The following is a 14,283-nucleotide window of genomic DNA, read 5'->3' as shown; positions in this document are numbered from 1 at the left end:
AACACAGGGAGCGTGCTCTTCAAAGTTTGCAACTTGGACATGGAAGGCCCCAAATGGAAACGCCACCCGAAGGTGGCGGTGAACAGCGATAAAGGCCTTGGCCACTAGGGCTTCGTGGGCATCTTCTTCATCTGATCGCAGGACTGCTGCTGTTGCTGCGCAGACATCGAAGACCACTTCTTCTTGAAGTCACTGGCTGCAGCGCTGTAGAGCTTCTCGTAGTCAGCCTCGGAGACCTTCAGATCAGATAGCGTCGCCGACTTCTGCTTTGCTTTCGCCTCATCTACCTTCTGGCTGGGCATGTGCTTGCATGCCAGTGCCATCTCGTTCATGGAGGCAGACATGCGAACGATGCCAGCAGCCACCGCGGTATTTGGATCATCTGCAGAAAATGCGCTGGAAGCTCCCAGCGCTACTACCAGAGCCGCAACAATCTTCATCCTTCGAGCCTCCTCAAAAGAACACATCATATTGGCAGGGCCCACAGAGTGCCATTTGATGGCCGCACTATGCCGGGCGTGGACCTGTTTGAAGCTTGCGGGAGTCGGCCGTCTGAATCCGCAGCGGCAGTGGCTGATGCGTGGTCGCTGAGCCATGGCCACTCAGTGGATCGCCACGCCCTCGGACTTGAGGGCGTTGAACTCATCGCGGCTCACCTTGCGTTCCACGGTCTCAGCAGCCACGAAGCTGAGATCCACGACGCCGGCCAGTTGCACAACGCCCGGGGTTCGAGCTTCAGCAACTGGCCAATGGGATGGCCATTCACGAAGATCAGGCGTCTGACGCCATCGTGGATGGATCTCTACCTTCTCGTGCGCCTGAGCCTTGGCCTGCGTCGGGATGATTCGCTCCACGTCATCTTCGATATGGCGGTAGACGAGGCCTTTGGCTTCTTCCGTCTGGGGCATGTGGGCCTCCTTGAGGGGATGGAAGTTGCCGCCACGCAGGCCTTGCACCCCATGCGCAATGCATGCTTTGCCGGGTGCGCCTGGTGGCGGCGGAAAAGCAAAGGCCGCCATCTTGGGCGGCCTTTGCTTGGCAAACTCTTTCTTAGGCTGGTTCGACAGTGATTTCAAACTCTTCGCCGATAACAACAAACCTCACCATTCTCACCAGGTAATTTCGGTTGAATGACTCATGCTTCACCGGCAAAGCAATCAGGTCACCCTTCGCAGGAATGTGACTGATCCTCAACTCCAAAAGCAGTTGATCACCCTCTACGTTAGACGCCGAGCCATCGAGAATAAAACGAACCAGAGAACTCATACACCCTCCAAATGCCGACGTTGGCACCGGAGGATTCTAGGAATCCTGCTCACCAATCGACTCGGCAAAACACCAGTATCCAAACAGTACGGGGCTGGGATTCGAACCCAGGAAGACCTTCGAATTGGCTCTAGGCGCCACGCCGATCCTTTTGCATCTAGTCGTCACCCTTCGAGTACTCGGGCACTCCGCCAAATCCATTCTTCCATCGGACTTACGGCGCAATGCCGCTGGGGGATATGCCGTTCGCCTCGCAACGAGCATCGTAGCAGCCCACGGAGGAGATCTCGTGCGCACCCTTCCCACAGCGCGCGTCCCGGTTGGTTCGGGCGCAAACGAAAAAGCCCCGACTACGTGAGCAATCGGCGCTTGAATCTAGTTTGATGAGTTCGACTGTGGGCCGCCTAAGGTTCGAGGGAGGAAAACGCCCTTTTAGCTTACGATGGATGCTCATCAACCACCATCGTCAGGAGGCCGGAGCATGGAAAAAGGTATGTCGGAAGTCCCGGGATTCCCATGCCCGATTTGCAATCGCATCATCAGACTATCGCTGATCGACCTTCTCCAAAAGAAGGAAGTAACCTGCAGTCAGTGCATGTCCACCTTCAAGATGGATAACCCTGCGCCTGAAGATGATGTCAGGAGGCAAAGTTTTCTAAGGCTGGCGAGCGGCCCGACCACTTGGCACAGATAAAAAGTCCGCTGGCGAACCTATCGGGCTATTTCTTTTGACTGTGTTTCCATCTCTTGCTCACCGACGCCCTTGGAATCTACATTTCGAGTGCTTTTGCACGAGCAATCAATTAGCACATAACAAACGAAAACTCAATAGCACAAACACCCAGTTGCACATAAATGACTATTAATAAAATTCATCGATAGTCGAAGATTCCAGCTATCAGAATCCGGCGTCCGCAACAATTCTTAACATTCCTAGGGCGCCATGAAGTCAGCACTCAAGAAGTCCGCAGCGGCAGCTGCTATGTGCCTCGCAGCCATCGGGGCCGTTCACGCAGCTACCTACAGCGCGGCAACCACTGGACCCTACACTGCAAAAACGGACTTCACCGTGTGTAGCGGTGGTCCGTGCCAGAACTACACCCTGGCCATGACCCCCTCTGGCTCGTTCACTACTTCGGCGCCACTTGCAGCCAACCTTTCGAACGCAAACATCGCAGCGCAAATCACATCATTCAGCTTCAACGATGGGATCAACACGTTTGCGAGCACCGACCCCAACGTGAGGATCTTCCAAGCAATCGTCTCAACATCTGCTACCGGCTCTATTACAAGTTCCGCCCTCTTACTCGAACTCTGGCAGACGGGAACGTCGCCACATGCAGTTGGCGACAAGGTGGCCCTTATTCAGATTGGAAACAGTGTCTTCGCAACGAATACTCTCAACTGCACAGGGGTTGGAACGACCCCTGCGGGAGCAGCTGACTCGTGCGTTTTGGGCCCTGGGGATATCGGTGCCTCGAATGCGAGCGGCGCGGCATGGACTTGGGCAGCCGTCACACCTCCAGCGACCGCAGCAACACCGGTGCCGTCAATGTCTGCCCTCGGCTTGCTCGTTCTATCAGCTCTGTTAGGCGGGGCCGGTTTGGCAATCTCAAGGCGCAATCGCAACGCTTAATTTCTGCACCTGACCCAAATGACAAAGCCCGCTGGCGAACCTAGCGGGCTTTTTCTTTGGGCGCGTTCCCCCATCGCTTCCATGTCTTGCCAGGCTCACCGCCTGGGGACGTTGCCGATGGGAGGAAGGCGGTTTAATTGCGCCTGCGTTGTAGGTACGCATATACATCACCCTTTCCCCGCTGCAACCACCTTCAGCCCCTTCATGCGCTTGAGCGCGGCGATGGCGCCCGAGCGTGCGCGGTCCACATGGGCGCCCTGCCCGAGCTTCACGCCAGCTCGGCCACCACGACCCGCGTCTACGACCGCTCGAAGGTCTCCAAACGGCAGTCCCTGGGCTGACCTCTATTCCCAAAGTAGGAATAAAACAAAAGCCGCGCTACCTTTACGATAGCGCGGCTTCCGCGTGTTTGTTGGTGGGTCCTGCGAGATTCGAACTCGCGACCAACGGATTAAAAGTCCGCAAAAACAGCATTCAGCAGTATTTCTGATTGTTGAATTTTCCATGTAAATCAACAACATACAACACAACTTCCACAAAACCGAATTCCGATAAATGCTGAAAAATTGATGCACCCGGCTACGGCACGGCTACGGCGGGTAGACTCTCGGCATGGCTCGCCCCTCCAAAAATCAACCGGTGGACTTGTCCACACCCATCAACATCACCCCCAGCGTGATCGAGCGCCTCGTGTGCCCAGAAGGCAAAGACCAGGCATTCCTGCGCGACGCCCTGGTCCCCGGCCTGCGCGTGCGCGTGTCCGCCCACGGGGCCAAGTCTTTCGTCTTCGAGCGCAAGGTGGGGCAGAAGACCGTGCGCAAGACCCTGGGCGATGTGCGCGTGCTAACTGTCGACGAGGCCCGTGCAGCGGCACGGCGCGCTCACGGCACCCTGGACGCAGGCGAGAGCCTGAACACGCCGGCCGCCCCGCCCGAACCGACGCACGACGCCACTGTGCAAGAAGCGTGGTCAGCGTATCTCGCAGACCGAAAAAGCCAATGGGGCGAGCGGCACTATGCAGACCACGAGAAGCTGGCGAGGCCGGGCGGCAAGAAAGCGACCCGGGGAACCAGGGGGCGAGGCGAGACAGTACCGGGCATCCTCTATCCGTTGATGGCGCTACCTTTGACAGACCTGACCCCCGCAACGATCGAGGCCTGGGCCGCCGAGCAAGCCAAGACAGGCCCGACCCAAGGGCGCCTCGGTGCGCGGATGATCAGCGCATTTATCAACTGGTGCGAAGACCAGCCAGCCTATGCCGGCCTCGCACCCCGTGGCGCTGCGGTCGTGAAGACAAAGCGTGTGCGCGAGACCTTAGGGAAGGCGCGAACCAAGAGCGATGCGCTGCTGCGCGAGCAGCTCGCCCCCTGGTTCCGCGCAGTGCTCACCATGAACAACCCGGCCATGTCGGCGTACCTGCAGGTGCTGCTGCTGACAGGCGCGCGCCCGGGTGAAGTTCGGACTATCCGGTGGGCGGACATTGACTGGGCTTGGGCAGGTCTGAGCATCCGGGACAAAGTGGAGGGTGACCGCATCATCCCGCTGACGCCCTATGTTCGATCGCTGATCGACGGCCTGTCGCGGCGCAGTGAGTGGGTCTTCACCAGTGCGGACGGGTCGTGCCTCTACAGCCCCAATCATGCGCACGACAAGGCCTGCCATGTTGCGGGGGTGCCGGCCGTCACCCTGCACGGACTGAGGCGCTCGTTCAAGAGCCTGACCGAGTGGCTGGAGATGCCTGCTGGTGTCGTGGCCCAGATCATGGGGCACAAGCCCAGCGCCACGGCGGAGAAGCACTACACGGTGCGCCCTCTGGACCTGCTGCGCATGCACCACGAGAAGATCGAGGCCTGGGTTCTTGCCCAAGCTGGCGTGCCGTTCGTTGCACCGAAGATAGGCCAGCGGCTGCAGGTTGTTTAGCATTTTGCGAAATCAACGTATCGCAATTTAGGCAAATGCGATAACATTCCGACATGTGGACGGCATCGGGTCGTCCCATTGATCGGAGATATCGCATGAACCGCTTCGGCCAACAGCCGCCTGCCCTCGAAACCCTGGCCGTGCCTACTGTGGACACGGCCACGGCAGCCCACTACCTGGACCGTTCGCCCCAGACGCTGCGGATCTGGGCCTGCAAAAACAGCGGTCCCATCGCGCCGCGCCGCGTCGCCGGCCGCCTGCAGTGGCTGGTCTCCGACATCCGCAAGGTGTTGGGAGTGCAGGCATGAACACGACCTCGAACAATATCCCCGGGGCAGCTCCTGCAGCTGTGGCGCCCCAGGGCGAGTACCCGCATGAGCAAATGGATGCCATGGCGCTCGCGCGTTACAAAGTCGTGCCATCTCACGCAAGCATGCTTTGGAGCCACGCGGTCGTTGCAGGACACGGCGCGCAGCAGCTCTATGTCGGCCGAGAGGTCGAGTGCCAGAACATGGCACGCAAGTTTGCGGGAGCGTTCCTTGATGGCGCCTTTGCATTCCACTCTATGGCTGCCGCGCCCACCGCCCAGGCAGCGCCCGCCCTGGAAGCGCCTGCAGCCCTGCTGACGAAGCCCGCGCTCGTTGGTAGCTGCCGCTTCGGCGTTGGCGTGCCAGAGCGCTACGTCATTGACGCGGCCCAACGGCACCATGAGCAAGAAGGCCAGCGCGAAGCCATGACGGCAGAGCAGTTTGCCGACGAGGAACGCAAGCGCCGCACGCTGTGGGAGCTGATCCATGGTCCGCTGGCAGCAGCGCCCCAGGCACCTGCTGCGCCCCAGGCACCTGCTGCGCCCCAGGCACCTGCTGCGCCCCAGGCACCTGCTGCGCCCCAGGCACCTGCTGCGCCCCAGGCACCTGCTGCGCCCGTGGGCACGATCACCGATGCGATGGTCGATGCATACCTGACCGCGCAGCGCCGCACTGTCGAAAAAGCAGACCGCTTCGGCCGTCCCGTGGCCTTGCACACCAACACTGTGCGCAAGGCATGCCGCCAGGGCCTGCTGGCTGCCATCGGGGCAGCACCTGCTGCGCCTGCAGTGGATGCCAAGGCCCACGACTGGCGCGAAAACGCAAGCTATGGAGGCGAGATTTGCGCAGAGTGTGGCGCGGCAAAGGGGTCGCGCCGTGGCAATGCTCCATGCGCCTGGCCGCCTGAACCGCTGGACGTCTGCACCGACCCCTACAACTGCGCGCGCTGCAAGGCGCATCCCAACCACCGGAAGGGTCTTGAGCATGCCGGGATCTCGCGGCCCCGATCCGCAGCCCAGGCCAAGGAAGGCGGTGCAGCATGAGCACGACCCTTTCGACAGGCCCATGGAGGGCAGAGGTGCACTACATGCGCGGCAAAGAGATCTGGATGCTGGTGCGCCACAACAGCCGCTTTTTCCGCTGCACGGAAACCATGGTCAGGAAAGATGGGGCACCACGCTACTGGCGCTCCAAACCTGCCGCCGAGGCCGCAGCCCAGGCAGCAGCCAAGGGGGCGTGATGCAGCACATCGTCTGCTACTCGGGTGGGCACAGCTCGGCCTTGGTCGCGCTCGACGTGGCCCACCGCTTCGGCACGCGCAACCTGGTGCTGCTCAACCACGACATGCACTTCAGCGTCGAGCATGCCGACATCAAGCGCTTCAAGCGCGACGTGGCCGAGCACCTGGGCGTGCCATTGACCTTCGCCAGCCGGCGCAACGCCAGGCAGGACCAGTTCGACGTGTGCGTGGAGGCCCAGGCGTTCAAGGTCGGCAGTGGTTCAGAGCTGTGCACCGCACGGCTCAAGACCGAGCCGTTCATGGAGTGGTTGGCGGTCAATGCATCCCAGGGCGAGAGCGTCATCTACTACGGCTTCGACGCCACGGAACCCGGGCGCATCCAGCGGCGCACCGGGATCATGGGCGCCCTGGGCTGGAAGACCGACTATCCGCGCCTCTGGAACGACCGTAAGCACGACAGCACGGAGGCCCTGGGCATCCCGCGCCCGTGCACATACGGCGTCTTCAAGCACGGCAACTGCATCGGCTGCCTCAAGGCCGGCTGGCAGCACTGGTACATCGTCTACTGCACGCGCCCTGACATCTGGCTCAAAGCCCAATGGGCCGAGGACGAGATAGGCCACGCGATCCACTGGGACGGCGACAAACCGGTCTACCTGGAGGACATGGCCGCGAAGTTTGCCGCAATGCAGGCGAACGGCATCCCGGCAACTGAGCACATCCCGCACCAACGGTTCTGGGCTCATGCAAACAAGATCATCCGCATCAACGTACTACAGGAGGCACTGCCATGCGAGTGCACCTCGTAATCGCGCGCCCCACTGGGCACAAGGAGAGCACATGAAAGAGCACCCACCTTTCGGCACAGCGCCAATCCGCTGCGGTCGCACGCGCTGCAGCTGGCGCGGCTACGAGACCGACCTGAACAAGGTGCCCGGCACCATCGGCGGCGTGAGCTGCACCTGCATCGCGTGCCCGACCTGCGGCTGCGACAGCTACTCGTTCATGACGGCCGGCGAAATCAAGGCATGGGAACGAAAGCAGCGCGCCCAGGCGCACAAGGAGAGCTGACATGCAGACAGCACTGCAAAATAAGGTCGCCCAGGTGCTGGCCGAAGTGGAGCGCAGCGAGCGCGGTATCGCCGGCTACGCCAAGGATGGCCACTACTTCCAAGTCGAGCGCGAGGAGGATTCCGACCGCTGGTACATCATCGTCGCGGCACCGAGCGGCGGGCGCTGCTACGACGGCTGGTGGGGTGATGACGGCAGGTGCGAAACGCTGGAGGCCGCCGTGGCAGAGGCCATCGACGGTGCATGCCTGCTCGATGAAGATGAGCGCGCCCAGGCGCAGCAGAAAGGACCTGCATCGTGAAGACCATCCTCTACGGCCCCGTCACGGAGGCACACCTGACCGATGCGTCGCTGTTCTCTGGCATCGACCCGACCGCGTTTATCACCAACGGGACGCGGAGGCCGCCGGTGACTGCCCTGCCTGTCGAAACCATTCCGGTTTGCCCCTTGGTCGGCGACAACGCGGGAGAGCTGCAGAACCACTGGCGCCTGGTGCTGGCCGCAGACGCCCTGATTCTCGTCGGACAAAACGACCACCTGCTGCACGCCGCGGGGAGGTACTCTCTCCCGATCTATCACTCGGAGGCCTGAACCTCTCCCTCGCACGCCTGCCGGTCCAAGGTCACTTGGTCGAGCAGGCGTTGCACGTCGAGGTCCCGCTGCTGGAGAAGTCCTCGACCCTCGACAAGTAGTTCGACACCCTCGCCTGCCAGTCCGCCGAGGGCTTCAAGCCGATCGAACGTACGCTGGCAGGCAACGGCGTCAGTTGGATCTCCCGAGCGACCACGGGCAGTTGCGTAGGCAAGTTGGTCGCGCAGCCGGCCAGCAGTGCGCTGTTCAGCAACAAGCTGGCGGCCCAGAGACTCTTTGTCTTTCGCATAATTCTCTTCCTTCGTTTGTTGATCAGCAGCGTGCTGCTGTTCACGTTTTGCCAGTTGGGTCTCGTGGGCCCGTGCAGCCGACTCCCGTGAGGCGGTCAGCTCCGCCGCCTGCCGGCCTGCGTCGGCCAGGTTGCGTTGCAGGCCCAGGTTGCGCAGGTGCAGTTGCTGGGCGAGCAGCACCAGCAGGCCAATCACCACCCAGTGCCAATACCGAGCGAGGGCGGCAATCACACCAGCACCTTCTTGGCAGCCGCCCACAACGCTAAGCGGTCATCCAAGCCGTTCGTGCCGCCGTTGATCTTCTTGGTGATGCCCAAGAAATCGCCGCGGTCGGCAAGGGTGTTCAAGCCTCGGCTGTGCCAGAACCAGGCTGCGGACAAGGCTGCCCATGCAGGCTGTTCAAGCGCCGCGGGGTCGTGCTCGAAGTCTGGTGCTCGAGGCTCGACGGCACGCAAGGCCCGAGTCGCCGCCTTGTAGTTGTCCCGACCGGTGACCTGGATGAGCCCTCGGCCCATGTACCGCTTGCCGTCGCCGGGCTCGATGTTCCCCAGGTCACGGCGGCCCTCGTACCGCAGCTGTGCCGCAGTAGGACCCCAGATCTCGCGCACATAGACCAGGCGGCCAGATTCGTGCCCCACCTGGGCCAGGAAAGCTGCTGCGCGAGCTGGCGAGTCGATGCCATAACGCGCGCAGGCTTCGGTGATTGCAGAGGTCCATTGGGTCGCGCGCAACAGCGTGGCGCCCGTGCATGCCGAGACGATTTCAGGTGTGAGTTTCATTCTTCAACGTCCTCCAGGGGTAAGTTCGGCGCCGGCCCTTCGATCGCCGAGTTGCGGATGTAGACCTGCTGGCCTACCGTGGCTTCGCCCACGACTTGAGTGATGTTTCCGCCCACTTCTTCAACCCGGACAGTCGTGCCGTCGACAGCCAGGACCGTGCCGACCCGCCGCGGCGCGCGCGGCAGCAGGCGCTCAAAACGCTTAAACAGGTTCAACGTGTGTCTCCAGGGTCAGGGTTTGATAGATCGTCGGCATGGACACGTCGACCGACACGCCGCGCGACAAGCCGATATGGGTGTTGCCACCTTCGACATACCGCACGAAGTTGCCGGGCTTGATGATTCCAGTCTCGTCGAGTACAGGCAGCCGCAGCGCCACAGTTGCAATGCGGCCCGTGGCAGAAAGGATCGCGCGGCCTCGTTGGCGCACCGCGTCTGCGTGGGTGATCAGCGGGTCCACCACGGTCGGCGCAGGTAGATCTCCTGCCGTGCCCGATCGTGTGTATCGGCCATGCACTCCGTGCTCCTGACCAATGACGAATGCCCGGTTGTAGCGAGGTTTCTCCGTCCACTCGAAGCTCTCCTGCGAGGTCACAGCCGCAGGCAACTCGAAGTTCGGGGTAACAGAATCCCACGCCCAGGCGGGCGCGGGATATCGCAGGTGCATGAGCAGCGACCGGTCTGTGTTGTGAGGCTGGACGTATGCGCCGGCGGCGCCAACCACGGCGTTGACCGCCGATATGTAGGAACCACTGTGGTTGAACACTCCTGCGGGCACGAGCCAGTCTGTCAAATTCCAGGCAGCAACAGACCATCCGATGGGCACGCCATTCAGGGTCAAGATGTCTTCCACGAGCTGCTGAGCTGTACGAGGAAACTCGTTGCCGAACGACATTTCAGGGGCATACGGTGCATCCAGTTCCGCACTCAGCCCACGGCCGGAAACCCGCAGTTGGGAAGACCCAAACGTGCGGTCTCGCGCAATGCGTTCCAGAACAAAATTGAAGGGCGTGCCGTTGATGGTCGCCTGTACGACGACTGGATCACCGTCGCTATTTGGCTGGACATCCGTCAGGGCTTGTCCAGGGACAGAAGCTGAAAACTGCCACGTCCAGGAGTCCACGTCCAAAGACATGCTCAAACTCGCTGCAGGGATGATTCGCCCGCTGTCCAAGCGAATGAGAAATGCGCTGTTGATTGTCAAGTAGACCTCCTTTACCGGTACAACGACCGTCTCACCAGGCTCTGGCCCGGGACCGTCCTTGCAGCACACAAACAGAAGATCCGCAGACGCGGACCACGGGTCTCTGAACACCAGGTGCGTGGGCAGGCCCGGCACGTAGCACGGCGGCTCGACCGGCGGGACCACGGCATGCGTGCGGCCCGGCCCGGGGCGCATGGCCTCCTCGTATCGGGCGCGCCAGGGTTGGCGCACTGCCAAGCCATCGGTCAGGGATGACGCCACGGCCGCGCCCCGTGCGAGTGCTGCGCCAAAGGCCAGGCCGGCGCGGCCACGCAGGCGGATGGACTCCTGCCAAGCCTGGGCCGTGCTTCGCCCACGCCGCTGCGCGTCCTGCATGAGCGTGGCTGCTGCCGTCCGCCGGCGGATGGATTCCTGCCATGCCTGGGCCGTGCCGCGCCCTCGCCGCTGGCCCTCCTGCATGCGGGCCTGCAACGCGGCACGCATGCGCAGCGACTCCTGCCAGTGCTGCTGCGTGCTGGCCCGTGCCGGCACGCCCTGGCCGCCACGCTCACGCACTGCGCCACCAGCCCGGCCGGCCTGCTCGTACACGCTGCGTGTCGAGGCCTTGGCAGGCACGGCCTCCTCGTATGTCGTGGGCGTGCGCGCGGCGAGGGGCCGCGCTACGTTGATGTCGGACTTGACCGGCACAGCGCCCCGCAGCCCGGTGATCGTGCCCCTGGCCGAGGCCAGCGCCACGGTGTGCACGACAACGCGGCCCCGCAAACCCGTGATGCGGCCGGCGGCGCGCAGCTCCACGACCTGCTGCTGGCCGCCATCGTCGCCGAACACCAGTTCGACGGGCGAACCGGGCCCGTTGAGCTGCGGGCCGAAGACGAGGTCGATCTGTGCCATAGGTCAGCTCAGGCTGGTCTCGCCCAGCAGAACCAGTCCACCGGCATACAACATAGGGCTGGTCTCACCCTCGGGTGTCTCGCCGCCAGCGATGCGCCAGGGGCCAGCGTGGTCGGCGTCCGATACCTCGCCGCCAGCCAGCAGCGCGCCATCGGCTGCATGCCAGTCCGCCCAGCGTGGGATGCCCGTGGCCATCACCATTGCGCCGGCCGCATCGCGGACGTGCAGCACCAGGGTGCCGTTGACCACCGTGGCGCTGGGCCTGGCTAGCACGACCTCGGCCTGCTGCACCCCTCGGCTGCCAAGGAAGTCGGCCGGCATATCAAGGTAGATGCGCACGCGGGCGTTGCCCGTGCCCACGTCCGAGCGCGCAGCCGTGGCCTGCAGTTGGGCCAACGCCGTGGCGGGAGCGATCTCCCATACGCCCGCCGTCATACTGCCTCCAATCGCTGCGCTGCCACTGCCTGGAAGTTGCCTCCGGCATCTTCGGCAAGGGCTATGTACTGCTGACGCATATCCAATCCCTCAAACGCCCATGCACCTGTATCGGGGTCCGACCATGTCTGCCTCACAAGCAGTCTGTCGCGCTGACGTAACAGCACGACGCGGGATTTGGCGGGGCTGTTACTCACAGTGCCTTTTATTTTTGTCGTGCCAAAGATTCGACCGCTGCCGCCAAACTCTGCATCCATGAATGGGAAAGTGCCATTTGCCGGGATGGTTTCGACCGATGATTCCCCTGTAGACGATTGAACAACGAAATACTGCAGGGTTCGCCGACGAGTAATCAGTGGGGTCGGATCAAAGTTGCCGCCTCCTGAGCCGGTGGGCAGCGGATCTGTAGGTGGCGTGAATGAATCGGTATATCGCGCCACCCCTTTTGTTATCCGAACTTCGCCCAAATTTCCATTCACGAAACGCCAGCCAGAGAAATTTAAATTCCCCCCAATATTCAAATCTCCCGAGGCAGTGGGAATCGCCCCCGAAAATGGTACGTCCGCGCACTTCACACCACCCAGAAACAACCTAACCCTGCCGCCGGATCGAGACACCGCAACGTGGGTCTTTGCGAACAGCCCGTAATACGCATTCCCTATTACGTCAAGAGCCATTGAATTATTGCTAGATACGTAGAAGCGCAAAAATCCGACATCTGTAAACTGCAGCAGGAATCCATTGGCGTTGCTTTCACCCGTGTTTCCTAGTAACGTATTATTCCGGTAATTCTCGACTTGAGCCCAAAGCTCGATCGTAAAGTCTAGATCGGCAAAATCAAAGTCTTCCGCTTTATTTAATACAACAGACCCGCCGACACCGCCATATCTAATCGAATTCAGACCCGAAAATGTGACGGCATTGCTGACGACAAGATCCCCCGAAACAGTTAAAGGTTTTTCGGGTACGGATTTATCCCGAAAATCCAGTGAGCCGTTTTCGCCATCCACTTGCAGCAACAGCGACACCTTGTCGAAATGCTCGTCGCCCGAAACGACCTGTGTGACCTCTCCCATGGCGCGAGGACCGGGCCATGGGTGGCGCCCCGTCGTCGATAGCCAGGTCCAGGAAATGCCGTCCTCGGAATACTGGAGCGTGAACTCCGACAGAAACGAGCCCTGGGTGTCTGCCGATCCGAAACGCACGGATTGCACAGAACCAGGCGAGCCCGAACCAAAGTCCCAGACAAGAGCGAACCCTGGCGAGCGTGCGTCGAACACGACAGACGTGCCGACGTCCGCGTCCTGCAGACTGGAGACATCTCCGGCCAGCGTGGGAACGGTGCATGTCAGGGCCGCAGCGGAGTCCACACGCTGGTCGGCCGCGCCGTATAGGTGCCAGGCGCTCAGCTCCAGGTGGGCTGCGGCGTAGGTGGAGATGGCGATCGCTCGCCAGTACCGCGCGGTGGCCATCAGAGCCTCCAGGGGCCGGTGATGTCGATAAATGCGGCGCCCGCATTGCCCAACGCCGCGCCGGGGGCCCCAACGCGCAACACCAGCATGCGGCGGTCAGCGTAGACCCCTGTGCCGACAACCATGTCGCCGGTGGAGAAGGCATCACCCAGGATCTGGGGCGAGTGATGCACGCCCGCGATGCGTCCCCGCATGCCGCTGGTGCCGACAAGGACATCGACGGGCGCCAAGCGAAGGCTGTTGTCTGCCGGATTGGGATAGGGCAGCGCGTTGCCGTTGTAAGCCGTGGTGCCGGCATAGCCCGCTGCGGTGTTATAGGCTGCCACTTTCTTGGCGAGCTGAGCACTGCCTAACCCCGTGGTTGCCCGGGGCACGTAACAGTCCGCACTGGCGGATGTCGCATGCGCGTAGCCCAGGCAGCCAGGCACTGCGCTGGTCGTAGTGGTTGCCCCGGCACCTCCACCAGTCAGCAGGCAGGCATAGGCGTCACCACTCTTGTCTGCAACGAGATCACCGAAGGAAAACAGCACGCCGTGCTGCTGGTTCGCCGCCTGTGGCGCCAACCACAAGTGCAGCGCCTGCGCGTCGGCCACCAGGCGCCAGGCACGTGCAGCACCGCCGGTTGCATCACTCTTGGGCCAGTACATGCCCCCGGCATACTGCGCCTCGGTCGGGAATGCGCCCACGCCCGTGGTGTTGGATGTGGCGGTCTCAAAGCCCACCACCCGGGCCACAGTCGCGGACGTGTCGTCCAGGCGCAGAACGCACCCGGACGCCTCGACCGCCGTGGGCTTGAGCAGCAGCACGTTGGACAGGCCGGGGAACAGCTCCTGCCAGCCGGCCGGCGCCGCCCGGCTGGTGATCGTGCCGGAGGCCGGCCCATCCGCCACGTTCGGCGCGGTGAAAGATGCCGTGTTGCCCGTGGTCTCGGTCACCAACTGGTCACCATTGAGGCCTGCAGGCGTGGCCCCCGCAATGCGCGCCACAGAGCCCACCTTGAATGGATGCGTGCCCGGGTAGGTGAGCTTTGCCGCACCGCTTGTGACGACGAGAGACGAGACCGTGCCCGCGCCAAAGCCATCGACCAGGCAGGTCTTGAGTAGCGCAGCCAGCGCGCCAGCGGTACCGCTGAGCACCGGCGCTCCGGACTGTGTGGAATCAAACGTGTAGATCATGGTTCA

General features: G+C 62.2%; 19 protein-coding genes. 9 read left to right on the top strand and 10 right to left on the bottom strand.

Annotation, left to right across the window (positions count from 1 at the left end; all coding sequences use genetic code 11):
* Positions 1-104: 104 nt before the first annotated feature.
* From DACI_RS17455 to DACI_RS31380, 3 genes are all read right to left on the bottom strand, one after another.
* On the bottom strand, positions 105-440 hold the full coding sequence (locus tag DACI_RS17455; RefSeq protein ID WP_225970942.1) for a hypothetical protein: 336 nt from the start codon (positions 438-440) through the stop codon (positions 105-107).
* A 162-nt stretch (positions 441-602) separates the two neighbouring features.
* Complete coding sequence (locus tag DACI_RS32545) at positions 603-1,076, bottom strand: hypothetical protein (RefSeq protein ID WP_225970941.1); 474 nt, start codon at positions 1,074-1,076, stop codon at positions 603-605.
* Positions 1,051-1,266 carry a hypothetical protein gene (locus DACI_RS31380; RefSeq protein ID WP_080518198.1) on the bottom strand — a complete coding sequence of 72 codons (216 nt, stop codon included), beginning with the start codon at positions 1,264-1,266 and terminating at the stop codon, positions 1,051-1,053. The genes DACI_RS32545 and DACI_RS31380 overlap by 26 nt, the downstream gene beginning before the upstream one ends.
* 943 nt (positions 1,267-2,209) lie before the next feature.
* Here DACI_RS31380 and DACI_RS32810 point away from each other — a divergent pair.
* From DACI_RS32810 to DACI_RS17415, 9 genes are all read left to right on the top strand, one after another.
* Entirely contained in the window at positions 2,210-2,902 is a 693-nt protein-coding gene (locus DACI_RS32810; protein ID WP_012205298.1) for an IPTL-CTERM sorting domain-containing protein, read from the top strand.
* Positions 2,903-3,514: 612 nt separating this feature from the next.
* Positions 3,515-4,822, top strand: coding sequence for a tyrosine-type recombinase/integrase (locus tag DACI_RS17445; protein ID WP_012205297.1), 1,308 nt, complete (start codon positions 3,515-3,517; stop codon positions 4,820-4,822).
* Positions 4,823-4,917: 95 nt separating this feature from the next.
* On the top strand, positions 4,918-5,130 hold the full coding sequence (locus tag DACI_RS17440) for a hypothetical protein (protein WP_012205296.1): 213 nt from the start codon (positions 4,918-4,920) through the stop codon (positions 5,128-5,130).
* On the top strand, positions 5,127-6,173 hold the full coding sequence (locus DACI_RS32540; RefSeq protein ID WP_012205295.1) for a hypothetical protein: 1,047 nt from the start codon (positions 5,127-5,129) through the stop codon (positions 6,171-6,173). The genes DACI_RS17440 and DACI_RS32540 overlap by 4 nt, the downstream gene beginning before the upstream one ends.
* A complete protein-coding gene (locus DACI_RS32040; protein WP_012205294.1) occupies positions 6,170-6,370 on the top strand; it encodes a hypothetical protein in 201 nt (66 codons plus the stop codon). The genes DACI_RS32540 and DACI_RS32040 overlap by 4 nt, the downstream gene beginning before the upstream one ends.
* Positions 6,370-7,179: a hypothetical protein gene (locus DACI_RS17430; RefSeq protein ID WP_012205293.1), complete on the top strand. Its 810-nt coding sequence runs from the start codon at positions 6,370-6,372 to the stop codon at positions 7,177-7,179. Before DACI_RS32040 ends, DACI_RS17430 begins: the two co-directional genes overlap by 1 nt.
* Positions 7,180-7,210: 31 nt before the next feature.
* The gene (locus DACI_RS17425) at positions 7,211-7,441 is read left to right on the top strand and encodes a hypothetical protein (RefSeq protein WP_012205292.1); all 231 of its coding nucleotides are present in this window, start codon (positions 7,211-7,213) and stop codon (positions 7,439-7,441) included.
* A gap of 1 nt (position 7,442) precedes the next feature.
* Positions 7,443-7,742 carry a hypothetical protein gene (locus DACI_RS17420; protein ID WP_012205291.1) on the top strand — a complete coding sequence of 100 codons (300 nt, stop codon included), beginning with the start codon at positions 7,443-7,445 and terminating at the stop codon, positions 7,740-7,742.
* Positions 7,739-8,032, top strand: coding sequence for a hypothetical protein (locus DACI_RS17415; RefSeq protein WP_012205290.1), 294 nt, complete (start codon positions 7,739-7,741; stop codon positions 8,030-8,032). The genes DACI_RS17420 and DACI_RS17415 overlap by 4 nt, the downstream gene beginning before the upstream one ends.
* Here the strand turns inward: DACI_RS17415 and DACI_RS17410 are convergent.
* The 7 genes from DACI_RS17410 to DACI_RS17385 are packed head-to-tail and all read right to left on the bottom strand — an operon-like array spanning position 8,017 to position 14,277.
* The gene (locus DACI_RS17410; protein ID WP_012205289.1) at positions 8,017-8,553 is read right to left on the bottom strand and encodes a hypothetical protein; all 537 of its coding nucleotides are present in this window, start codon (positions 8,551-8,553) and stop codon (positions 8,017-8,019) included. The two genes, DACI_RS17415 and DACI_RS17410, sit on opposite strands and share 16 nt — an antisense overlap.
* Entirely contained in the window at positions 8,550-9,101 is a 552-nt protein-coding gene (locus tag DACI_RS17405) for a glycoside hydrolase family 19 protein (RefSeq protein ID WP_012205288.1), read from the bottom strand. The genes DACI_RS17410 and DACI_RS17405 overlap by 4 nt, the downstream gene beginning before the upstream one ends.
* Positions 9,098-9,316 (bottom strand): hypothetical protein, encoded by a 219-nt coding sequence (locus DACI_RS17400; RefSeq protein ID WP_043781822.1) that lies wholly within the window; start codon positions 9,314-9,316, stop codon positions 9,098-9,100. Before DACI_RS17400 ends, DACI_RS17405 begins: the two co-directional genes overlap by 4 nt.
* Positions 9,303-11,195 carry a hypothetical protein gene (locus tag DACI_RS17395; protein ID WP_012205287.1) on the bottom strand — a complete coding sequence of 631 codons (1,893 nt, stop codon included), beginning with the start codon at positions 11,193-11,195 and terminating at the stop codon, positions 9,303-9,305. The genes DACI_RS17400 and DACI_RS17395 overlap by 14 nt, the downstream gene beginning before the upstream one ends.
* Positions 11,196-11,198: 3 nt before the next feature.
* Positions 11,199-11,630 carry a hypothetical protein gene (locus DACI_RS17390; RefSeq protein ID WP_012205286.1) on the bottom strand — a complete coding sequence of 144 codons (432 nt, stop codon included), beginning with the start codon at positions 11,628-11,630 and terminating at the stop codon, positions 11,199-11,201.
* Entirely contained in the window at positions 11,627-13,102 is a 1,476-nt protein-coding gene (locus DACI_RS31370) for a LamG domain-containing protein (protein WP_012205285.1), read from the bottom strand. Before DACI_RS31370 ends, DACI_RS17390 begins: the two co-directional genes overlap by 4 nt.
* Positions 13,102-14,277, bottom strand: coding sequence for a hypothetical protein (locus DACI_RS17385; RefSeq protein WP_012205284.1), 1,176 nt, complete (start codon positions 14,275-14,277; stop codon positions 13,102-13,104). The genes DACI_RS31370 and DACI_RS17385 overlap by 1 nt, the downstream gene beginning before the upstream one ends.
* Positions 14,278-14,283: the final 6 nt, after the last annotated feature.

It is taken from the genome of Delftia acidovorans SPH-1, assembly GCF_000018665.1.
Classification (GTDB): Bacteria; Pseudomonadota; Gammaproteobacteria; order Burkholderiales; family Burkholderiaceae_C; genus Comamonas; species Comamonas acidovorans.
The sequence above is the reverse complement of the archived record's forward strand: the minus strand, read 5'-3'. Positions and strand labels throughout refer to the sequence as shown.